The following is a 21,650-nucleotide window of genomic DNA, read 5'->3' on the forward strand; positions in this document are numbered from 1 at the left end:
TCCCTCTATTTACTTGCGACGACGGACGATCATTTTGTCGGTACGCTTATTACCACGAGTCTTCGCGCCCTTAGTCGGGAAGCCCCATGGCGATACCGGATGACGACCACCAGAGGTACGACCTTCACCACCACCATGTGGGTGGTCAACCGGGTTCATGGCAACACCACGAACGGTTGGGCGAACGCCACGCCAGCGCTTGGCACCAGCTTTACCCAACGAACGCAGGCTGTGCTCGGAGTTCGAGACTTCGCCCAGGGTCGCACGGCATTCAGCCAGTACTTTGCGCATCTCACCAGAACGCAGACGCAGGGTCACGTAGACACCTTCACGAGCGATCAGCTGAGCCGAAGCACCAGCGGAACGAGCGATTTGCGCGCCTTTACCTGGCTTCAATTCGATGCCGTGTACGGTGCTACCAACTGGAATGTTGCGCAGTTGCAGAGCGTTGCCCGGCTTGATCGGTGCCAAGGCACCTGCGATCAGCTGGTCGCCAGCGCTCACGCCTTTAGGGGCGATGATGTAGCGACGCTCGCCATCTGCGTACAGCAGCAGAGCGATGTGAGCAGTACGGTTTGGATCGTATTCGATACGCTCGACGGTGGCAGCGATGCCATCCTTGTCGTTACGACGGAAGTCGACCAGACGATAATGCTGCTTATGACCACCACCGATGTGACGAGTGGTAATACGGCCATTGTTGTTACGACCACCAGACTTCGATTTTTTCTCGAGCAGCGGTGCGTGAGGAGCGCCTTTATGCAGCTCCTGGTTGACCACCTTGACCACAAAACGGCGGCCAGGGGAAGTCGGTTTGCATTTAACGATTGCCATGATGCACCCCTTCCTTACTCAGCACTGCTGCTGAAATCGAGATCTTGGCCTGGCTGAAGGGAGATAACTGCCTTCTTCCAGTCATTACGCTTGCCCAGACCGCGAGCAGTGCGCTTGCTTTTACCCAGAACATTCAGGGTAGTCACGCGCTCTACTTTCACGCTGAACAGGCTTTCGACGGCCTTCTTGATTTCCAGCTTGGTTGCGTCGGTCGCAACCTTGAAAACGAACTGGCCTTTCTTGTCTGCCAGAACCGTAGCCTTCTCGGAAACGTGCGGGCCAAGCAGAACTTTAAATACGCGTTCCTGGTTCATCCCAGCAGCTCCTCGAATTTCTTCACGGCCGACACGGTGATCAACACCTTGTCGTATGCGATCAGACTAACTGGATCGGAACCTTGCACGTCACGGACATCAACGTGTGGCAGGTTACGAGCAGCCAGGTACAGGTTCTGATCAACAGCGTCAGACACGATCAGGACGTCAGTCAGGCCCATGCCATTCAGCTTGTTCAGCAGATCTTTGGTTTTCGGTGCTTCAACAGCAAAGTCCTGAACCACGACCAGACGATCAGTACGCACCAGCTCAGCAAGGATGGAACGCATTGCTGCGCGATACATCTTCTTGTTCAGCTTCTGGGAGTGATCCTGAGGACGAGCTGCGAAAGTGGTACCGCCGCCACGCCAGATTGGGCTACGGATAGTACCGGCACGAGCACGGCCAGTACCTTTCTGACGCCATGGGCGCTTACCGCCACCAGAAACGTCGGAACGGGTCTTTTGCTGCTTGCTACCTTGACGGCCGCCGGCCATGTAGGCCACGACTGCTTGGTGAACCAGCGTCTCGTTGAATTCGCCGCCAAATGTCAGTTCGGAAACTTCGATCGCTTGAGCGTCATTTACATTTAATTGCATGTCAGCTTCCCCTTAACCGCGAGCCTTGGCTGCTGGACGTACAACCAAGTTGCCGCCAGTAGCGCCAGGAACAGCGCCCTTGACCAACAACAGATTGCGTTCAGCGTCCACGCGCACTACTTCGAGGGACTGCACGGTCACGCGCTCAGCGCCCATATGACCGGACATTTTTTTGCCCTTGAATACACGACCAGGAGTCTGGCACTGGCCGATAGAGCCTGGAACGCGGTGGGATACGGAGTTACCGTGGGTGTTATCTTGCCCGCGGAAGTTCCAACGCTTGATCGTACCCTGGAAGCCTTTACCTTTGGACTGACCGGTTACATCAACCAGTTGACCAGCAGCGAAGATTTCAGCGTTGATCAGATCGCCGGCCTGGTACTCGCCTTCTTCAAGGCGGAATTCCATTACGGTACGACCAGCGGCAACGTTCGCCTTGGCGAAGTGGCCAGCCTGAGCAGCTGTTACACGCGAAGCACGACGCTCGCCGACAGTGACTTGCACTGCACGATAGCCATCGGTCTCTTCAGTTTTGAACTGGGTGACGCGATTCGGCTCGATCTCAATGACCGTGACCGGAATGGAGACACCTTCTTCGGTGAAAATACGGGTCATACCGCATTTACGACCGACTACACCAATAGTCATGTTGTAAACCTCATGAGTGTACGGGGCTTTCACCCGCTATGGCCGCCCATTTCAGAGCGTTACACGACTAAGACCGAGTCTTAGCCGAGGCTGATCTGCACTTCCACACCGGCCGCAAGATCGAGCTTCATAAGAGCATCAACGGTTTTATCCGTTGGCTGGACGATGTCCAGAACGCGCTTATGAGTACGGATCTCGTACTGGTCACGCGCGTCTTTGTTGACGTGCGGGGAGACCAGAACGGTGAACCGCTCTTTACGGGTAGGCAGTGGAATTGGACCACGCACTTGAGCACCAGTACGTTTCGCGGTTTCCACGATTTCCTGGGTGGATTGGTCGATCAGGCGATGGTCAAAAGCCTTCAACCTGATACGGATTTGCTGATTTTGCATTGGATTTCAGACTCCGGCTGCTATTCCCACCGAGCGCAATACGCCCGTTAAAAGGAGGCGCAATTCTATAGACGACCCATATAGGTGTCAACCCAATAAAAAAGCCCCCGCTAGGCGGGGGCTTCTTCAATTCATCGAAGCTTACTCAAGAAAGAGCTTACTCGATGATTTTGGCTACGACGCCAGCGCCGACGGTACGACCGCCTTCACGGATAGCGAAACGCAGACCGTCTTCCATCGCGATGGTTTTGATCAGGGTGACAACCATTTTGATGTTGTCGCCTGGCATTACCATTTCAACGCCTTCCGGCAGTTCGCAGTTACCGGTCACGTCAGTGGTCCGGAAGTAGAACTGTGGACGGTAGCCTTTGAAGAACGGAGTGTGACGACCGCCTTCTTCTTTGCTCAGAACGTACACTTCAGCTTCGAACTTGGTGTGCGGCTTAACCGAACCTGGCTTAACCAGAACCTGGCCACGCTCAACGTCGTCACGCTTGGTACCACGCAGCAGAACGCCGCAGTTCTCGCCAGCACGACCTTCGTCGAGCAGCTTACGGAACATTTCAACACCGGTGCAGGTGGTGACGGTAGTGTCACGCAGACCAACGATTTCCAGTGGATCCTGAACCTTGACGATACCGCGCTCGATACGACCGGTTACAACAGTACCGCGACCCGAGATCGAGAATACGTCTTCGATTGGCATCAGGAATGGCTTGTCGATAACACGAACTGGCTCTGGGATGTAGCTGTCCAGAGTTTCTACCAGACGCTTGACAGCGGTGGTACCCATTTCGTTGTCGTCTTGGCCGTTCAGAGCCATCAGAGCCGAACCGATGATGATCGGAGTGTCGTCACCTGGGAAGTCGTAAGTGCTCAGCAGATCGCGCACTTCCATCTCAACCAGTTCCAGCAGCTCAGCGTCGTCAACCATGTCAGCCTTGTTCAGGAAGACAACGATGTACGGAACGCCTACCTGACGGGACAGCAGGATGTGCTCACGGGTTTGTGGCATCGGACCATCAGCGGCCGAGCAAACCAGGATCGCGCCGTCCATCTGGGCAGCACCGGTGATCATGTTCTTCACATAGTCAGCGTGACCTGGGCAGTCAACGTGAGCGTAGTGACGAATCGAAGAGTTGTACTCAACGTGCGCGGTGTTGATGGTGATACCACGAGCCTTTTCTTCCGGAGCGCTGTCGATCTTGTCGAAAGCAACGACGGCCGAACCGAAAACTTCGGAGCAGACGCGAGTCAGAGCTGCAGTCAGAGTGGTTTTACCGTGGTCAACGTGACCAATGGTGCCAACGTTGACGTGCGGTAGGGAACGATCAAATTTTTCTTTAGCCACGACAATTAACTCCTTGCCTAAAGGGCTGAATCAGCCTTGTTTTTTGGTAACAGTTTCGACGATATGCGACGGAGCTGTATTGTATTTTTTGAATTCCATAGAGTAGCTTGCGCGACCCTGAGACATGGAACGAACGTCGGTCGCGTAACCGAACATTTCACCCAACGGAACCTCGGCACGAATGACCTTGCCGGAAACCGTATCTTCCATACCCAGAATCATGCCACGACGACGGTTAAGGTCGCCCATGACATCACCCATGTAGTCTTCAGGCGTAACGACTTCTACTGCCATGATCGGCTCAAGCAACTCACCACCGCCCTTTTGGGCCAGTTGCTTGGTTGCCATGGAAGCAGCCACCTTAAACGCCATCTCGTTGGAGTCGACGTCGTGGTAAGAACCATCGAACACAGTCGCCTTCAGGCCGATTAGCGGATAGCCGGCAACAACGCCGTTCTTCATCTGCTCTTCGATACCCTTCTGGATCGCCGGGATGTATTCCTTAGGAACCACACCACCTACGACTTCGTTCAAGAATTGCAGACCTTCCTGACCTTCGTCAGCAGGTGCAAAACGGATCCAGCAATGGCCGAACTGACCACGACCACCGGACTGGCGAACGAACTTGCCTTCGATCTCACAGCTCTTCGTGATGCGCTCACGATAGGAAACCTGAGGCTTGCCGATGTTGGCTTCGACGTTGAACTCACGGCGCATCCGGTCAACCAGGATGTCCAAGTGCAGCTCGCCCATGCCAGAGATGATCGTTTGACCGGTCTCTTCATCAGTCTTGACGCGGAAAGATGGATCTTCCTGAGCAAGCTTGCCCAGAGCGATACCCATTTTTTCCTGGTCATCCTTGGTCTTTGGCTCAACGGCAACCGAAATAACCGGCTCCGGGAAGTCCATGCGAACAAGGATGATTGGCTTGTCGCCGTTGCACAAAGTCTCACCCGTGGTGACGTCCTTCATGCCGATCAAGGCCGCGATGTCACCAGCGCGAACTTCCTTGATCTCTTCGCGGGCGTTTGCGTGCATTTGCACCATACGACCCACACGCTCTTTCTTGCCTTTTACAGAGTTGATCACGCCGTCGCCGGAGTTCAACACGCCCGAGTAAACCCGGACAAAGGTCAAGGTACCCACGAATGGGTCGGTAGCGATCTTGAACGCCAGAGCCGAGAACGGCTCGCTATCGTCTGCATGACGCTCCAGCTCGATAGTCTCGTCATCCGGGTCAGTACCCTTGATGGCAGGAATGTCGGTCGGCGCAGGCAGGAAGTCGATCACGGCGTCGAGAACCAGGGGAACACCCTTGTTCTTGAAGGAAGAACCGCAAACAGCCAGGACGATCTCACCAGCGATAGTACGCTGACGCAGAGCAGCCTTGATTTCCTCGTTGGTGAGCTCTTCACCCTCGAGGTACTTGTTCATCAGCTCTTCGTTGGCTTCGGCCGCAGCCTCAACCATGTTGCCGCGCCACTTCTCGGCTTCTTCCAGCAACTCTGCCGGGATGTCCTTGCGAACAGGAACCATACCCTTGTCAGCATCGTTCCAGTAGACAGCTTGCATGTTGATCAGATCGATCTGACCCTGGAAGTTGTCTTCGGAACCGATAGCCAGCTGGATCGGCACCGGAGTGTGACCCAGACGCTGCTTGATCTGACCGATCACGCGCAGGAAGTTGGCACCAGCACGGTCCATCTTGTTCACGTAAACAAGACGTGGAACACCGTACTTGTTGGCCTGACGCCATACGGTTTCCGACTGAGGCTCAACACCCGAGGTGCCGCAGAACACAACGACCGCGCCGTCGAGCACGCGCAGGGAACGTTCTACTTCAATGGTGAAGTCCACGTGGCCCGGGGTGTCGATGACGTTGAAGCGGTGCTCGTCCTTGTACTGCTTCTCAGAACCCTTCCAGAAAGCGGTAATGGCAGCAGAAGTAATGGTAATACCACGCTCCTGCTCCTGCACCATCCAGTCGGTGGTCGCGGCGCCATCATGCACCTCGCCCATCTTGTGACTTTTGCCGGTGTAAAAAAGGACGCGCTCAGTGGTGGTGGTTTTACCAGCATCCACGTGAGCAACGATACCGATGTTACGGTAGCGGTTAATCGGTGTAGTACGAGCCATAAAGCCCTCGCAAATTGAGTGACGCTAAAATTAGAAGCGGTAGTGCGAGAAAGCCTTGTTGGCTTCAGCCATACGGTGCACGTCTTCACGCTTCTTAACTGCAGCACCTTTACCTTCAGCAGCGTCCAACAGTTCGCCAGCCAAACGCAGAGCCATGGACTTCTCGCCGCGCTTGCGGGCGAAGTCTACCAGCCAGCGCATTGCCAGGGCGTTACGACGGGACGGACGAACTTCGACCGGAACCTGGTAAGTAGCACCGCCTACACGGCGCGACTTCACTTCGACCAGCGGAGCGATGGCGTCGAGAGCTTTCTCGAAGATTTCCAGGGGATCGCTGTTCTTGCGTTCCTTAACTTTGTCCAGTGCGCCATAAACAATACGCTCGGCAACGGCTTTCTTGCCGCTTTCCATTACGTGGTTCATGAACTTGGCGAGAATCTGGCTTCCGTATTTCGGATCGTCCAGAATCTCACGTTTGGCTGCTACGCGACGTCTTGGCATTGATAAGCCCTCAAACGGTCTTCAGGTTAGCCCGGGACAGCAAATGCGTGCCCGACCTTACTCTTATCGACTCAATAAAATTAAAATCTGCAAAACGGCCGATTACTTCGGACGCTTGGTACCGTACTTCGAACGACCCTGGTTACGACCTTTAACGCCGGAAGTATCCAAAGAACCGCGAACGGTGTGGTAACGAACACCTGGCAAGTCTTTTACACGGCCGCCACGGATCAGGACCACGCTGTGCTCTTGCAGGTTGTGGCCTTCACCGCCGATGTACGAGGAAACCTCGAAACCGTTGGTCAGACGCACACGGCATACTTTACGCAGTGCCGAGTTAGGTTTTTTCGGCGTGGTGGTATACACACGGGTGCATACGCCACGACGTTGCGGGCAGTTCTGCAGCGCAGGCACGTCGGATTTCTCGACGATACGCTTACGCGGCTGACGTACCAGCTGGTTGATAGTTGCCATCTACTAGCTCCACTGTTGTCTTGCGACGCTATTGTCTTACAAGAAAAGCAAAATGGCAGGAACGAATTCCCGCCAAATTTAGGGGATCAAGAGTCTAAAGAGGATCTTGTTCCCAGTCAAGGCAAGGCCCCGACCTCCCCGCTCGCCAGATCTCGACAATTTGTCTCGATTCGGCGAACGGGATGACCAGGGCCAGGCACTTAATTACTGCTGAACTCAGTTACCGCTCGAGTTCAGTGCTTCGGTCAGTGCAGCTTCCACTTCACTGGCGCTTACGCGCAACGGCTTGTCTGCATCGCGGCGACGCTTGCGTTCGCTGTGATAGGCCAAACCGGTACCTGCCGGGATCAAACGACCCACGACCACGTTTTCTTTCAGGCCACGCAGGTAATCGCGCTTGCCGGTCACCGCCGCTTCGGTCAGTACACGGGTGGTTTCCTGGAAGGAAGCCGCCGAGATGAACGATTCGGTGGACAGCGATGCCTTGGTAATACCCAGCAGAACGCGAGTGAACTTGGATACGAACTTGTCATCCGCAGCCAGGCGCTCGTTTTCTACCAGTACGTGAGTCAGTTCCATCTGGTCGCCCTTGATGAAACTCGAATCGCCGGACTCAGCGATTTCGACCTTACGCAGCATCTGACGCAGAATGGTCTCGATGTGCTTGTCGTTGATCTTCACGCCTTGCAGACGATAAACGTCCTGGATCTCGTTCACGATGTACTTGGCCAGCGCACTCACACCCAGCAGACGCAGGATGTCGTGTGGATCGCTCGGGCCGTCGGAGATGACTTCGCCGCGGTTTACCTGTTCGCCTTCGAAGACGTTCAGGTGACGCCACTTCGGAATCAACTCTTCGTACGGATCGCTACCGTCGTTCGGGGTAATGACCAGACGGCGCTTGCCCTTGGTCTCTTTACCGAACGCGATGGTGCCGCTGACCTCAGCCAGAATCGAGGCTTCTTTCGGACGACGGGCTTCGAACAAGTCGGCAACACGCGGCAGACCACCGGTGATGTCGCGGGTTTTCGAAGTTTCCTGCGGGATACGAGCGATAACATCACCGATCGCGATCCGCGCACCGTCCGCTACACCGACCAGGGCGTTGGCTGGCAGGAAGTACTGAGCGATTACGTCAGTGCCTGGCAGCAACAGATCCTTGCCGTTGTCGTCGACCATCTTCACGGCCGGACGGATGTCCTTGCCGGCAGCTGGACGATCTTTCGCGTCGAGTACTTCAATGTTGGTCATACCGGTCAATTCGTCGGTCTGACGCTTGATCGTGATGCCTTCTTCCATGCCTACGTAGGTCACGGTACCTTTCATTTCGGTCACGATCGGGTGGGTGTGCGGATCCCACTTGGCCACGATAGCGCCAGCGTCGACCTTGTCACCTTCCTTGACCGAAATCACAGCACCGTACGGCAGCTTGTAACGCTCGCGCTCACGACCGAAGTCGTCAGCGATTGCCAGCTCACCGGAACGGGATACAGCCACCAGGTGGCCGTCCACGCGCTCTACGTGCTTCAGGTTGTGCAGACGGACAGTACCGCCATTCTTCACCTGGACGCTGTCGGCTGCGGAGGTCCGGCTTGCCGCACCACCGATGTGGAACGTACGCATCGTCAGCTGGGTACCCGGCTCACCGATGGACTGGGCAGCGATAACGCCGACCGCCTCACCGATGTTCACCTGGTGACCACGAGCCAGGTCGCGACCGTAGCACTTGGCACAGATGCCGTAGCGGGTTTCGCAGCTGATCGGCGAACGTACGATCACTTCGTCGATGCTGTTGAGCTCGATGAACTCGACCCACTTCTCGTCGACCAGGGTACCGGCAGGAACGATGACTTCCTCGGTACCTGGCTTGAATACGTCACGGGCAATGACACGACCCAATACGCGCTCACCCAGCGGCTCTACAACGTCACCGCCTTCAATGTGCGGCGTCATGACCAGGCCATGCTCGGTGCCGCAATCGATCTCGGTCACGACCAGATCCTGCGCGACGTCTACCAGACGACGAGTCAGGTAACCGGAGTTCGCGGTTTTCAACGCGGTATCCGCAAGACCCTTACGAGCACCGTGAGTGGAGATGAAGTACTGAAGTACGCTCAAACCTTCACGGAAGTTCGCGGTAATCGGGGTCTCGATGATGGAACCGTCCGGCTTGGCCATCAGGCCACGCATACCGGCGAGCTGACGGATCTGCGCAGCAGAACCCCGTGCGCCCGAGTCGGCCATCATGTACATCGAGTTGAAGGACTCTTGGTCGACTTCGTTGCCATGACGGTCGATGACTTTCTCTTTCGAGAGGTTGGCCATCATCGCCTTGGATACTTCGTCGTTCGCCTTGGACCAAAGGTCGATCACCTTGTTGTACTTCTCGCCCTGGGTTACCAGGCCGGAGGCGTACTGGCTTTCGATCTCTTTCACTTCTTCGGTAGCAGCACCGATGATGCGGGCTTTTTCATCCGGGATAACGAAGTCGTTAACACCGATGGAAACGCCGGAAATGGTCGAATAAGCAAAGCCGGTGTACATCAACTGGTCAGCGAAGATCACGGTCTCTTTCAGACCAACCACGCGGTAGCACTGGTTGATCAGCTTGGAGATCGCCTTTTTCTTCATCGGCAGGTTGACGACATCGAAAGACAGGCCTTTTGGCACAACCTGGAACAACAGCGCACGGCCGACAGTGGTGTCGACGATACGGGTGTTGGTCACGCTGCCGCCATCACGATCGTTCACGGTTTCGTTGATCCGCACTTTGACCTTGGCATGCAGTGCGGCTTCGCCAGCACGGAACACCCGGTCAACTTCCTGCAGATCCGCGAACACACGACCTTCGCCCTTGGCGTTGATCGCTTCACGAGTCATGTAGTACAGACCCAATACAACGTCCTGCGACGGAACGATGATTGGCTCACCGTTGGCTGGCGACAGGATGTTGTTGGTAGACATCATCAACGCGCGCGCTTCGAGCTGGGCTTCCAGCGTCAGCGGCACGTGCACGGCCATTTGGTCGCCGTCGAAGTCGGCGTTGTACGCAGCACAGACCAGCGGGTGCAGCTGGATAGCCTTACCTTCGATCAGTACCGGTTCAAACGCCTGGATACCCAGACGGTGAAGGGTCGGTGCACGGTTGAGCAGCACTGGGTGTTCGCGAATCACTTCGGCGAGAACGTCCCAGACTTCTGGCAGCTCGCGCTCGACCATCTTCTTGGCCGCTTTAATGGTGGTAGCGAGACCACGCATTTCCAGCTTGCCGAAAATGAACGGCTTGAACAGCTCCAGGGCCATTTTCTTCGGCAGACCGCACTGGTGCAGACGCAGGGTCGGGCCTACGGTAATAACCGAACGACCGGAGTAGTCAACACGCTTACCGAGCAAGTTCTGACGGAAACGACCCTGCTTACCCTTGATCATGTCAGCCAGGGATTTCAGAGGACGCTTGTTGGAACCGGTAATAGCGCGGCCACGACGACCGTTGTCGAGCAGAGCATCGACAGCTTCCTGCAACATACGCTTTTCGTTACGCACGATGATGTCCGGAGCGGACAGATCAAGCAGGCGCTTCAAGCGGTTGTTACGGTTGATCACTCGACGATACAAGTCGTTGAGGTCGGAAGTCGCGAAACGACCGCCATCGAGCGGAACCAGTGGACGCAGATCTGGCGGCAGTACCGGCAGAACGGTCAGCACCATCCACTCTGGCAGGTTGCCGGAGCCCTGGAAGGCCTCCATCAACTTCAGACGCTTGGACAGTTTCTTGATCTTGGTTTCGGAGTTGGTTTGCGGAATTTCTTCACGCAGACGGCCAATCTCGTGTTCCAGGTCGATAGCGTGCAGCAGCTCGCGGACAGCTTCGGCACCCATGCGGGCATCGAAATCGTCACCGAACTCTTCCAGCGCTTCGAAGTACTGCTCGTCGTTCAGCAGCTGACCCTTTTCAAGGGTGGTCATGCCCGGATCGATAACGACATAGCTCTCGAAGTAGAGAACGCGTTCGATATCACGCAGGGTCATGTCCATCAGCAGGCCGATACGGGACGGCAGCGATTTCAGGAACCAGATGTGGGCAACCGGCGAGGCCAGTTCGATGTGAGCCATGCGCTCACGACGAACTTTTGCCAGCGCAACTTCAACGCCGCACTTCTCGCAGATCACACCACGGTGCTTCAAGCGCTTGTACTTACCGCACAGGCACTCGTAATCCTTTACCGGGCCAAAGATCTTGGCGCAGAACAGGCCGTCACGCTCGGGTTTGAACGTACGGTAGTTGATGGTTTCCGGCTTTTTAACTTCACCGAACGACCACGAACGGATCATCTCAGGCGAGGCCAATCCAATACGGATGGCGTCGAACTCTTCGACTTGACCCTGGTTTTTCAGCAAATTCAGTAGGTCTTTCAAGGCCTTTCCTCCTGGCGGAGCAGAGAGCGGGCAACACAGCCCCGCTCTCGATTCGCGTCACGTGTTATTCGGTTTCCAGATCGATATCGATGCCGAGGGAACGAATTTCCTTGATCAACACGTTGAAAGACTCGGGCATGCCCGGCTCCATACGGTGATCGCCGTCCACGATGTTTTTGTACATCTTGGTCCGGCCGTTCACATCGTCCGACTTCACTGTGAGCATTTCTTGCAGAGTGTATGCAGCACCGTACGCTTCCAGTGCCCAGACCTCCATCTCCCCGAAACGCTGACCACCGAACTGCGCCTTACCACCCAGCGGCTGCTGGGTAACCAGGCTGTAAGAACCGGTAGAACGAGCGTGCATCTTGTCGTCTACCAAGTGGTTCAGCTTCAGCATGTACATGTAGCCAACAGTAACCGGGCGCTCGAACTTGTTGCCGGTACGGCCGTCGAACAGCTGCATCTGGCCACTTTCCGGCAGGTCTGCCAGTTTCAGCATGGCCTTGATTTCGCTTTCCTTGGCACCGTCGAACACCGGAGTAGCCATTGGAACGCCGCCGCGCAGGTTCTTCGCCAGATCCAGGATTTCCTGGTCGGAGAAGGTGTCCAGCTCTTCGTTGCGTCCGCCGATCTCGTTGTAGATCTCGTGCAGGAACTTACGCAGGTCAGCGACCTTGCGCTGCTCTTCGATCATACGGTTGATCTTCTCGCCCAGGCCCTTGGCCGCGAGGCCCAGGTGGGTTTCAAGGATCTGACCAACGTTCATACGCGAAGGTACGCCCAACGGGTTGAGGACCACATCGACCGGGGTACCATTGGCATCGTGCGGCATGTCTTCAACCGGCATGATCACGGAGACCACACCCTTGTTACCGTGACGACCGGCCATCTTGTCGCCCGGCTGGATGCGGCGACGGATTGCCAGGTAAACCTTGACGATTTTCAGCACGCCCGGAGCCAGGTCATCGCCCTGCTGCAGTTTGCGCTTCTTGTCTTCGAACTTGTCGTCCAGCAGACGGCGGCGATCAACGATATAGGCCTGGGCCTTCTCGAGCTGCTCGTTCAGAGCATCTTCAGCCATGCGCAGCTTGAACCACTGACCATGCTCAAGACCGTCGAGAACTTCGTCGGTGATTTCCTGACCTTTCTTCAGGCCTGCGCCGCCTTCGGCCTTATGGCCAACCAAAGCGGAGCGCAGACGCTCGAAAGTTGCGCCTTCAACAATACGGAACTCTTCGTTCAGGTCCTTGCGGATCTCGTCGAGTTGAGTCTTCTCAATGGACAGTGCACGAGCATCACGCTCAACGCCGTCACGGGTGAAGACTTGTACGTCGATGACGGTACCCTTGGTGCCGGTAGGCACGCGCAGGGAGGTGTCTTTAACGTCGCTGGCTTTTTCACCGAAGATGGCACGCAGCAGTTTTTCTTCCGGCGTCAGCTGGGTCTCGCCTTTCGGAGTGACCTTGCCCACCAGGATGTCGCCTGCGCCTACTTCAGCACCTACATAAACGATACCGGCTTCGTCCAGCTTGTTCAGTGCAGCTTCACCCACGTTCGGGATGTCTGCAGTGATTTCCTCTGGGCCAAGCTTGGTGTCACGGGCCACACAGGTCAGTTCCTGGATGTGGATCGTGGTGAAGCGGTCTTCCTGAACAACACGCTCGGACAGGCAGATGGAGTCTTCGAAGTTGAAGCCGTTCCATGCCATGAACGCGATGCGCATGTTCTGACCCAGTGCCAACTCACCCATATCGGTGGACGGGCCGTCGGCCATGATATCGCTGCGCTGCACCCGATCACCCTTGCTCACCAGCGGACGCTGGTTGATGCAGGTATTCTGGTTGGAGCGGGTGTACTTGGTCAGGTTGTAGATGTCGACACCGGCTTCGCCAGTTTCAACTTCGTCATCGGCAACACGGACCACGATACGGCTGGCATCGACGGAGTCGATCACACCGCCACGACGAGCCACGACGCAAACGCCGGAGTCACGGGCAACGTTACGCTCCATGCCGGTACCCACCAGCGGCTTGTCGGCACGCAGGGTCGGTACAGCCTGACGCTGCATGTTCGAACCCATCAACGCACGGTTGGCGTCGTCGTGCTCGAGGAACGGGATCAGCGACGCTGCGACCGAAACTACCTGCTTCGGCGAGACGTCCATCAAGGTGACGTCTTCCGGCGCCTTGACGGTGAACTCGTTCAGGTGACGAACAGCTACCAGCTCGTCGATCAGGACTTTCTTGTCGTTCATCGTGGCCGAAGCCTGAGCGATCACGTGATCGGCTTCTTCGATGGCGGACAGGAAGACGATCTCATCGGTGACCAGAGCGTCTTTCACCACACGGTATGGGCTCTCGAGGAAGCCATACTGGTTGGTGCGCGCATAGGCAGCCAGGGAGTTGATCAGACCGATGTTCGGACCTTCCGGCGTTTCGATCGGGCATACACGACCGTAGTGAGTCGGGTGTACGTCACGAACTTCGAAGCCAGCGCGCTCACGGGTCAGACCGCCCGGGCCGAGTGCAGAGACACGACGCTTGCGGGTGATCTCGGACAGCGGGTTGTTCTGGTCCATGAACTGAGACAGCTGGCTCGAACCGAAGAACTCCTTCACCGCCGCAGCCACTGGCTTGGCGTTGATCAGGTCTTGCGGCATCAGGCCTTCGCTTTCAGCCATCGACAGACGTTCCTTGACCGCGCGCTCTACACGCACCAGGCCAACACGGAACTGGTTCTCAGCCATTTCGCCTACGCAGCGAACACGACGGTTACCCAGGTGGTCGATGTCATCGACGATGCCTTTGCCGTTACGGATGTCGACCAGAGTCTTGAGCACCGCAACGATGTCGTCTTTATTCAACACGCCCGAACCTTCGATCTCGGTACGACCGATACGACGGTTGAACTTCATCCGGCCGACCGCAGACAGGTCATAGCGCTCAGGGCTGAAGAACAGGTTGTTGAACAAGGTCTCGGCTGCATCCTTGGTTGGCGGCTCGCCAGGACGCATCATGCGATAGATCTCGACCAGGGCTTCCAGTTGGTTGCCGGTGGAGTCGATCTTCAGCGTGTCGGAGATGAACGGACCACAGTCGATATCGTTGGTGTACAGAGTTTCGATACGAACGACCTGGGCCTTGGCGATTTTCGCCAGGATCTCAGTGTTCAGCTCGGTGTTGCACTCTGCCAGGATTTCGCCGGTAGCCGGATGCACGATGACCTTGGCGGTGGTACGACCCAGGACGTAGTCCAGAGGCACCTGCAGCTCTTTGATCCCGGCTTTTTCCAGCTGGTTGATGTGACGAGCGGTAATACGACGACCCTGCTCGACAATAACCTTGCCCTTGTCGTCCTGGATATCGAGGACAGCGATTTCACCGCGCAGACGCTGAGGCACCAGCTCCAGGCTAAGGTTTTCACCCTGCACGTGGAAGACGTTGGTGGTGTAGAACGCGTCCAGTACTTCTTCGGTGGTGTAGCCGAGCGCACGCAGCAGTACCGATGCAGGCAGCTTGCGACGACGGTCGATACGCACGAATACGCAGTCTTTCGGGTCGAACTCGAAATCCAGCCACGAGCCGCGGTAAGGAATGATGCGCGCGGAGTAAAGCAGTTTGCCGGAGCTGTGCGTCTTGCCACGGTCGTGGTCGAAGAACACGCCCGGAGAACGGTGCAGCTGGGAAACGATTACACGCTCGGTACCGTTGATTACGAAGGTACCGTTCTCAGTCATCAGGGGGATTTCACCCATGTAGACTTCTTGCTCTTTGATGTCCTTGATCGCTTTGTTCGACGATTCTTTGTCGAAAATGATCAGGCGCACTTTTACCCGCAAAGGTACGGCGTAAGTTACACCGCGCAATACGCATTCTTTGACATCAAATGCCGGTTCGCCCAGGCGATAACCGACGTACTCCAGCGCAGCATTGCCGGAGTAGCTGATGATCGGGAAAACGGATTTGAAGGCCGCATGCAGGCCCACGTCGCGGAACTGATCTTTAGTCGCTCCCGCTTGCAAGAATTCACGATACGAATCCAGCTGGATGGCCAGGAGGTACGGCACATCCATGACGTCCGGCAACTTGCTAAAGTCCTTGCGGATACGTTTTTTCTCAGTATATGAGTAAGCCATCAGCGTTCCCCAGCTTGGTCACCTGCTTGTTTGGCCCCTCCCGACGGGAGCAGCCAGAAAATCGTGCAAACCCCATGGTTTGCGCCACCACATCGGGTGGTTACAGCTCGCTATCGGCACCGACCCAGTCGGCTGCCAATAACGGAAAAAGGCCGGTGGCAAGAGCCACCAGCCATCAGCCTGTCGCTTAACGCTCGGGCTGGAGACGCAAAGTCGATGCTTACTTCAGCTCGACTTTAGCGCCTGCTTCTTCCAGAGTTGCTTTGGCTTTGTCAGCTGCGTCTTTCGAAACAGCTTCCAGAACCATGGCAGGAGCGCCGTCAACTACAGCCTTGGCTTCTTTCAGGCCCAGACCGGTCAGTTCACGTACTGCCTTGATCACGTTAACTTTCTTCTCGCCAGCTTCGGTCAGCATGACGTTGAATTCGGTTTGCTCTTCAACAACGGCGGCAGCAGCAGCTGGACCGGCAGAAGCAGCGGCAGCGGAAACGCCGAATTTTTCTTCGAAAGCTTTGATCAGCTCAACAACCTGCAGAACGGACATTTCAGCTACGGCGTTGAGGATATCGTCTTGAGAGATAGACATGACTCTAATTCCTAAATTGGGGGACGGCCTACGCGGCCATCGAAATAAACAAAAAAGCGCGAGAGAAAATGCTCAGCCTTAGGCTGCGGCAGCTTCTTTTTGCTCGCGAACTGCAGCCAGAGTACGAGCCAGCTTGCTGGTAGCGCCTTGAATCACGCTCATCAGCTGCGAAATGGCTTCGTTACGGGTCGGCAGTGTTGCCAGTACGTCGATTTGGTTAGCTGCGAGGAACTTGCCCTCGAACGCAGCTGCCTTGATCTCGAACTTATCCTGACTCTTGGCGAATTCCTTGAACAGACGGGCAGCAGCGCCCGGATGATCCTTGGAGAACGCGATCAGAGTCGGGCCAGTGAACACGTCGTTGAGGACACTGTATTCAGTGTCAGCAACAGCGCGCTTGAGCAGGGTATTACGTACAACACGTACGTATACGCCAGCTTCACGAGCCTCTTTACGGAGTCCGGTCATAGCGCCTACTGTCACACCGCGGGCATCAGCCACAACAGCGGAAAGAGCGACTTTGGCAGCCTCGTTGACTTCAGCGACGATGGCCTTCTTGTCTTCGAGATTAATTGCCACGGGTTTAACTCCTGCTTGTTACCGTTTCATCCGGTCGAAACCGAATGTCGTTTTGGTGTCTGATTCGGTAAGGAACCGGGAGCACCATCTGCGTAGGCTTGTGGTTTAAGACTTGCGTCGCCTACGGTCTTGGACAGCCCCCGCCAGGCAGGGACCCCAATTTTTCGATTGGCGCAATCGCTTGCGCCAACCTGAGTCTTACGCGTCGAGCGAGCTCTGATCGATGACCAGACCTGGGCCCATGGTGGTGCTCAGGGTAACGCGCTTGACGTAGATACCTTTCGAAGAAGCTGGCTTGATACGCTTCAGATCAGCGATCAGGGCTTCAACGTTTTCTTTCAGCTTGACGGCATCGAAGCCAATCTTGCCAACGGAGGTGTGAATGATGCCGTTTTTGTCGGTGCGATAACGAACCTGACCAGCCTTGGCGTTTTTAACCGCGGTGGCTACGTCTGGCGTTACGGTGCCGACTTTAGGGTTAGGCATCAGACCACGTGGACCGAGGATCTGACCCAACTGACCTACAACGCGCATGGCATCCGGGGATGCGATAACCACGTCATAGTTCAGGTCGCCGCCTTTCATTTCAGCAGCCAGATCGTCCATGCCTACGCGATCAGCGCCAGCAGCCAGAGCAGCTTCAGCTGCTGGGCCCTGGGTGAAAACGGCAACACGAACAGTCTTGCCAGTACCGTGTGGCAGCACAGTAGCGCTACGAACGACCTGGTCGGATTTACGTGGGTCAACGCCCAGGTTTACAGCAACGTCGAACGACTCGCTGAACTTGACAGTCGACAGCTCGGCCAGCAGAGCTGCGGCGTCTACAAAGTTGTAGGCCTTGCCTGCTTCGATTTTGCCGGCGATAGCCTTTTGGCGCTTGGTCAGCTTAGCCATTACACACCCTCCACGTTAAGGCCCATGCTACGAGCAGAACCGGCGATAGTACGCACGGCTGCATCCATATCAGCTGCAGTCAGATCCGCGTTTTTGGTTTTCGCGATTTCTTCCAGCTGAGCACGGGTAACGGTGCCAACCTTAACGGTGTTTGGACGAGCGGAACCGCTGGTCAAACCTGCAGCCTTCTTCAGCAGAACCGAAGCAGGGGTGCTTTTTGTTTCGAAGGTGAAGCTACGGTCGCTGTAGACAGTGATGATCACTGGAGTCGGCAGACCTGGCTCAAGACCCTGAGTACGGGCGTTGAAGGCCTTGCAGAATTCCATGATGTTCACGCCGTGCTGACCCAGAGCAGGACCAACAGGTGGGCTTGGGTTAGCCTGAGCGGCCTTCACTTGCAGCTTGATGTAAGCGGTAATTTTCTTGGCCATGAGGCACTCCAATTACGGGTTCGAACGCCTCGAAAGGCTCCCCGGTTACTTGCGCGTTTATCCCAGTGACGACAAAACCCCACAGCCTAGGGCTGCGGGGTTGGGATGCCTGCTCAATCAGACCTTTTCGACCTGACTGAACTCTAGCTCTACCGGGGTAGAGCGACCGAAAATGAGCACTGCCACTTGGATCCGGCTCTTTTCGTAGTTAACTTCTTCAACCGTGCCGTTAAAATCGGCGAATGGACCATCGGTGACGCGTACAACCTCACCTGGTTCAAACAACGTTTTCGGCTTCGGCTTGTCGCTACCATCAGCGACGCGACGCAGAATCGCTTCTGCCTCTTTATCGGTAATCGGTGCAGGCTTATCGGCGGTACCGCCAATGAAGCCCATCACCCGAGGGGTATCCTTGACCAAGTGCCAAGTCCCTTCGTTCATATCCATTTGTACCAGCACGTAGCCCGGAAAGAACTTGCGTTCACTTTTGCGCTTCTGGCCATTACGCATCTCAACCACTTCTTCAGTGGGGACCAGAATCTCGCCAAAGCCATCTTCCATGCCAGCCAGCTTGACGCGCTCTACCAGCGAGCGCATAACATGCTTCTCGTAACCCGAGTAAGCATGCACAACGTACCAACGCTTAGCCACGGGACACCCTTAGCCAACAATCAAGGAAACAAGCCAGCCGAGCAGGGAATCAAGCCCCCACAACAGCAACGCCATTACCAGAACAACAGCCACAACGATCAACGTGGTCTGCGTGGTTTCTTGGCGAGTCGGCCATACGACTTTACGAATCTCGGTGCGAGCTTCCTTCGCGAGTACAAAGAACGACTTACCCTTGGCTGTTTGCAGACCAACGAAGGCAGCAACGGCAGCAATGGCAAGCAATGCGAGTACGCGGTACAGGATCGGCGAAGCAGAGTAATACTGATTACCAACAACGCCAACAACCACCAAAGCGACTACTACTAGCCACTTGAGCAGATCGAAGCGAGAGCCTTGAGCTTCAGCTTTAGGAGTCATCTATGAAGATCCTGTGAAAAGAAAGCCAGACACACCAAGTGAATCTGGCAGGTCAGGAGGGAATCGAACCCCCAACCTACGGTTTTGGAGACCGTCGCTCTGCCAATTGAGCTACTGACCTAAAACAAAATCAGGCCGACCATTATGCCGGCCCGAAAAAGACATTACAACTGTTTACTCGATGACTTTGGCTACGACACCTGCGCCGACGGTACGACCGCCTTCACGGATAGCGAAACGCAGACCATCTTCCATCGCGATGGTTTTGATCAGGGTAACAGTCATCTGAATGTTGTCACCCGGCATTACCATCTCAACGCCTTCTGGCAGCTCGCAGTTACCAGTCACGTCAGTTGTACGGAAGTAGAACTGTGGACGGTAGCCTTTGAAGAACGGAGTATGACGACCGCCCTCTTCCTTGCTCAGAACGTAAACTTCTGCAGTGAACTTTGTGTGCGGCTTGACGGTGCCTGGCTTGACCAGGACCTGGCCACGCTCAACATCATCACGCTTAGTGCCACGCAGCAACACACCGCAGTTTTCGCCAGCGCGACCTTCGTCGAGCAGCTTACGAAACATCTCAACGCCGGTGCAGGTAGTTTTCTGAGTATCACGCAGACCGACGATCTCAACTTCTTCCTGGATGCGGACGATGCCACGCTCAACACGACCAGTCACAACAGTACCGCGACCCGAGATCGAGAATACGTCTTCGATTGGCATCAGGAACGGCTTGTCGATAGCACGCTCAGGCTCTGGGATGTAGCTATCCAGAGTCTCCACCAGCTTCTTGACAGCAGTGGTGCCCATTTCATTGTCGTCTTGGCCGTTCAGAGCCATCAGAGCCGAACCAATGATGATCGGAGTGTCGTCACCTGGGAAATCGTAAGTGCTCAGCAGATCGCGCACTTCCATCTCAACCAGCTCCAGCAGCTCAGCGTCGTCAACCATGTCGGCCTTGTTCAGGAAGACAACGATGTACGGAACACCTACCTGACGGGACAACAGGATGTGCTCACGAGTTTGCGGCATCGGACCATCAGCGGCCGAGCAAACCAGGATCGCACCATCCATCTGGGCAGCACCGGTAATCATGTTCTTTACGTAGTCAGCGTGACCTGGGCAGTCAACGTGTGCATAGTGACGCACGGCCGAATCGTATTCAACGTGGGCGGTATTGATGGTAATACCACGAGCTTTCTCTTCCGGGGCGCTATCGATCTTGTCGAAGTCAACCTTGGCCGAACCGAAAACTTCGGAGCAGACCCGAGTCAGAGCAGCGGTCAGCGTGGTTTTACCATGGTCGACGTGACCGATAGTACCAACGTTGACGTGCGGCTTATTACGTTCGAACTTTTCCTTAGCCATCGAAATCACCCTCAGGAGAAGAATTTAACAAGTCACACAAGCCATTAAAACAAAGGCAGATATTTTCATATCTGCCTTGTTATATGGAGCTCTTGAGCGGATTTGAACCGCTGACCTCACCCTTACCAAGGGTGTGCTCTACCAACTGAGCTACAAGAGCAAAACACTATGCACAACCTGCAAACTTGGAGCGGGTAGCGGGAATCGAACCCGCATCATCAGCTTGGAAGGCTGAGGTTCTACCACTAAACTATACCCGCGGAGCTTGCAGCTCACGCTAAAAATGGTGGAGGGGGAAGGATTCGAACCTTCGAAGTCGTAGACGTCAGATTTACAGTCTGATCCCTTTGGCCGCTCGGGAACCCCTCCTAAGCGAGCCGGCATTCTATATTATGCCGACCTTCTGTCAAGCATTTTCTCATTAAAAACCTGAGGTTAGCTGCGTTGACCATGCTTCGCATCGTTAACCGTTAAAGGTCTTCACTGCGAAGCGGGCGCCATTCTATGCAAACTATCCTGCCGGTGCAACCCCTTCGCAAGGCATTATTTTATGTTTTAACTCATTGAATTCTTTAGAAAGGTTTTGAAGCAGCGCTTCATTCACTTTCCCCGCGCTATCAGGGGGAACCTGAACCCAAAACCCTGCACCCTCAGGCGAGCCCAACGCAGCAGGACGAGCTCCAACCCCCAATACCGTCAGTCGCTGCTCCAGCTGCTTCGCTATTTCCAGGCGAGCAAAACCACCCAAGTAAACACACGTCTTTTGCGCCTCAGCGGATTTTCCTGAATCACGCCTCACCAGCGCATCAGCTGTTTCGCTCAATAGATGAATATCCTGCTGCGAGCCACGGTACAAACTCAGCGGCGTAACATCCTTTGCGCGAAGCGGGGCCTCCTGTTGATGCCAGACGTAGTAGAAGACATTCAAAACCAGCAATAACAGGAACAGCCACCGCATAG

Annotated in this window: 19 protein-coding genes and 4 tRNA genes; all 23 read right to left on the minus strand. The window is 55.5% G+C overall.

The genetic code is table 11. The annotated features are described in order from the left end of the window. Nucleotides 1–9: 9 nt before the first annotated feature. Nucleotides 10–834 carry a 50S ribosomal protein L2 gene (rplB, locus tag CD58_RS25650; protein ID WP_003186055.1) on the minus strand — a complete coding sequence of 275 codons (825 nt, stop codon included), beginning with the start codon at nucleotides 832–834 and terminating at the stop codon, nucleotides 10–12. A 14-nt stretch (nucleotides 835–848) separates the two neighbouring features. After that, on the minus strand, nucleotides 849–1,148 hold the full coding sequence (rplW, locus tag CD58_RS25655) for a 50S ribosomal protein L23 (RefSeq protein ID WP_002555488.1): 300 nt from the start codon (nucleotides 1,146–1,148) through the stop codon (nucleotides 849–851). Beyond that, nucleotides 1,145–1,747 carry a 50S ribosomal protein L4 gene (gene rplD / locus CD58_RS25660; RefSeq protein WP_003186057.1) on the minus strand — a complete coding sequence of 201 codons (603 nt, stop codon included), beginning with the start codon at nucleotides 1,745–1,747 and terminating at the stop codon, nucleotides 1,145–1,147. Before rplD ends, rplW begins: the two co-directional genes overlap by 4 nt. Before the next feature lie 12 nt (nucleotides 1,748–1,759). Further along, a complete protein-coding gene (gene rplC, locus CD58_RS25665; RefSeq protein WP_003186059.1) occupies nucleotides 1,760–2,395 on the minus strand; it encodes a 50S ribosomal protein L3 in 636 nt (211 codons plus the stop codon). An 80-nt stretch (nucleotides 2,396–2,475) separates the two neighbouring features. Next, nucleotides 2,476–2,787 carry a 30S ribosomal protein S10 gene (rpsJ, locus tag CD58_RS25670; protein ID WP_003186070.1) on the minus strand — a complete coding sequence of 104 codons (312 nt, stop codon included), beginning with the start codon at nucleotides 2,785–2,787 and terminating at the stop codon, nucleotides 2,476–2,478. A gap of 157 nt (nucleotides 2,788–2,944) precedes the next feature. Then, the gene (gene tuf / locus CD58_RS25675; RefSeq protein WP_003186071.1) at nucleotides 2,945–4,138 is read right to left on the minus strand and encodes an elongation factor Tu; all 1,194 of its coding nucleotides are present in this window, start codon (nucleotides 4,136–4,138) and stop codon (nucleotides 2,945–2,947) included. 30 nt (nucleotides 4,139–4,168) lie between these two features. After that, a complete protein-coding gene (gene fusA / locus CD58_RS25680; protein ID WP_025215755.1) occupies nucleotides 4,169–6,274 on the minus strand; it encodes an elongation factor G in 2,106 nt (701 codons plus the stop codon). Nucleotides 6,275–6,304: 30 nt separating this feature from the next. Next, complete coding sequence (rpsG, locus tag CD58_RS25685; protein ID WP_003186074.1) at nucleotides 6,305–6,775, minus strand: 30S ribosomal protein S7; 471 nt, start codon at nucleotides 6,773–6,775, stop codon at nucleotides 6,305–6,307. Nucleotides 6,776–6,877: 102 nt separating this feature from the next. Next, nucleotides 6,878–7,249 carry a 30S ribosomal protein S12 gene (rpsL, locus tag CD58_RS25690; RefSeq protein WP_003186084.1) on the minus strand — a complete coding sequence of 124 codons (372 nt, stop codon included), beginning with the start codon at nucleotides 7,247–7,249 and terminating at the stop codon, nucleotides 6,878–6,880. A 216-nt stretch (nucleotides 7,250–7,465) separates the two neighbouring features. Continuing rightward, nucleotides 7,466–11,665 carry a DNA-directed RNA polymerase subunit beta' gene (rpoC, locus tag CD58_RS25695; protein WP_025215756.1) on the minus strand — a complete coding sequence of 1,400 codons (4,200 nt, stop codon included), beginning with the start codon at nucleotides 11,663–11,665 and terminating at the stop codon, nucleotides 7,466–7,468. Between the two features lie 64 nt (nucleotides 11,666–11,729). Beyond that, nucleotides 11,730–15,803 (minus strand): DNA-directed RNA polymerase subunit beta, encoded by a 4,074-nt coding sequence (gene rpoB, locus CD58_RS25700; protein WP_025215757.1) that lies wholly within the window; start codon nucleotides 15,801–15,803, stop codon nucleotides 11,730–11,732. Nucleotides 15,804–16,023: 220 nt separating this feature from the next. Then, entirely contained in the window at nucleotides 16,024–16,389 is a 366-nt protein-coding gene (gene rplL / locus CD58_RS25705; RefSeq protein WP_025215758.1) for a 50S ribosomal protein L7/L12, read from the minus strand. Between the two features lie 78 nt (nucleotides 16,390–16,467). Continuing rightward, the gene (gene rplJ / locus CD58_RS25710; RefSeq protein ID WP_025215759.1) at nucleotides 16,468–16,968 is read right to left on the minus strand and encodes a 50S ribosomal protein L10; all 501 of its coding nucleotides are present in this window, start codon (nucleotides 16,966–16,968) and stop codon (nucleotides 16,468–16,470) included. Between the two features lie 198 nt (nucleotides 16,969–17,166). Then, nucleotides 17,167–17,862: a 50S ribosomal protein L1 gene (gene rplA, locus CD58_RS25715; protein WP_003186095.1), complete on the minus strand. Its 696-nt coding sequence runs from the start codon at nucleotides 17,860–17,862 to the stop codon at nucleotides 17,167–17,169. After that, entirely contained in the window at nucleotides 17,862–18,293 is a 432-nt protein-coding gene (gene rplK / locus CD58_RS25720; RefSeq protein WP_003176435.1) for a 50S ribosomal protein L11, read from the minus strand. Before rplK ends, rplA begins: the two co-directional genes overlap by 1 nt. A 117-nt stretch (nucleotides 18,294–18,410) precedes the next feature. Next, nucleotides 18,411–18,944: a transcription termination/antitermination protein NusG gene (gene nusG, locus CD58_RS25725; RefSeq protein ID WP_003186097.1), complete on the minus strand. Its 534-nt coding sequence runs from the start codon at nucleotides 18,942–18,944 to the stop codon at nucleotides 18,411–18,413. A gap of 9 nt (nucleotides 18,945–18,953) precedes the next feature. Continuing rightward, nucleotides 18,954–19,322: a preprotein translocase subunit SecE gene (gene secE, locus CD58_RS25730; RefSeq protein WP_003186101.1), complete on the minus strand. Its 369-nt coding sequence runs from the start codon at nucleotides 19,320–19,322 to the stop codon at nucleotides 18,954–18,956. Between the two features lie 45 nt (nucleotides 19,323–19,367). Then, nucleotides 19,368–19,443 (minus strand) — tRNA-Trp (locus CD58_RS25735). Between the two features lie 53 nt (nucleotides 19,444–19,496). After that, nucleotides 19,497–20,690, minus strand: coding sequence for an elongation factor Tu (tuf, locus tag CD58_RS25740; protein WP_003186103.1), 1,194 nt, complete (start codon nucleotides 20,688–20,690; stop codon nucleotides 19,497–19,499). An 84-nt stretch (nucleotides 20,691–20,774) separates the two neighbouring features. After that, a tRNA-Thr gene (locus CD58_RS25745) sits at nucleotides 20,775–20,850 on the minus strand. 26 nt (nucleotides 20,851–20,876) lie between these two features. Continuing rightward, nucleotides 20,877–20,950: transfer RNA gene (locus tag CD58_RS25750), tRNA-Gly, on the minus strand. A 24-nt stretch (nucleotides 20,951–20,974) separates the two neighbouring features. Beyond that, nucleotides 20,975–21,059 (minus strand) — tRNA-Tyr (locus CD58_RS25755). Between the two features lie 142 nt (nucleotides 21,060–21,201). Next, on the minus strand, nucleotides 21,202–21,648 hold the full coding sequence (locus CD58_RS25760) for a hypothetical protein (RefSeq protein WP_025215760.1): 447 nt from the start codon (nucleotides 21,646–21,648) through the stop codon (nucleotides 21,202–21,204). Between the last annotated feature and the right edge of the window lie 2 nt (nucleotides 21,649–21,650).

The sequence above is a fragment of the Pseudomonas brassicacearum genome (assembly GCF_000585995.1).
GTDB classification, from domain to species: Bacteria; Pseudomonadota; Gammaproteobacteria; order Pseudomonadales; family Pseudomonadaceae; genus Aquipseudomonas; species Aquipseudomonas brassicacearum_A.

Coding starts and splice junctions, on each gene's coding strand:
- rplL (WP_025215758.1), bottom strand. CDS start 16,389: ATGTCTATCTCTCAAGACGATATCCTCAACGCCGTAGCTGAAATGTCC.
- rpsG (WP_003186074.1), bottom strand. CDS start 6,775: ATGCCAAGACGTCGCGTAGCAGCCAAACGTGAGATTCTGGACGATCCG.
- rplB (WP_003186055.1), bottom strand. CDS start 834: ATGGCAATCGTTAAATGCAAACCGACTTCCCCTGGCCGCCGTTTTGTG.
- rplA (WP_003186095.1), bottom strand. CDS start 17,862: ATGGCTAAGCTGACCAAGCGCCAAAAGGCTATCGCCGGCAAAATCGAA.
- rplD (WP_003186057.1), bottom strand. CDS start 1,747: ATGCAATTAAATGTAAATGACGCTCAAGCGATCGAAGTTTCCGAACTG.
- rplK (WP_003176435.1), bottom strand. CDS start 18,293: ATGGCCAAGAAAATTACCGCTTACATCAAGCTGCAAGTGAAGGCCGCT.
- rplW (WP_002555488.1), bottom strand. CDS start 1,148: ATGAACCAGGAACGCGTATTTAAAGTTCTGCTTGGCCCGCACGTTTCC.
- rpoB (WP_025215757.1), bottom strand. CDS start 15,803: ATGGCTTACTCATATACTGAGAAAAAACGTATCCGCAAGGACTTTAGC.
- fusA (WP_025215755.1), bottom strand. CDS start 6,274: ATGGCTCGTACTACACCGATTAACCGCTACCGTAACATCGGTATCGTT.
- rpsL (WP_003186084.1), bottom strand. CDS start 7,249: ATGGCAACTATCAACCAGCTGGTACGTCAGCCGCGTAAGCGTATCGTC.
- CD58_RS25760 (WP_025215760.1), bottom strand. CDS start 21,648: ATGCGGTGGCTGTTCCTGTTATTGCTGGTTTTGAATGTCTTCTACTAC.
- tuf (WP_003186103.1), bottom strand. CDS start 20,690: ATGGCTAAGGAAAAGTTCGAACGTAATAAGCCGCACGTCAACGTTGGT.
- rpsJ (WP_003186070.1), bottom strand. CDS start 2,787: ATGCAAAATCAGCAAATCCGTATCAGGTTGAAGGCTTTTGACCATCGC.
- secE (WP_003186101.1), bottom strand. CDS start 19,322: ATGACTCCTAAAGCTGAAGCTCAAGGCTCTCGCTTCGATCTGCTCAAG.
- rplC (WP_003186059.1), bottom strand. CDS start 2,395: ATGACTATTGGTGTAGTCGGTCGTAAATGCGGTATGACCCGTATTTTC.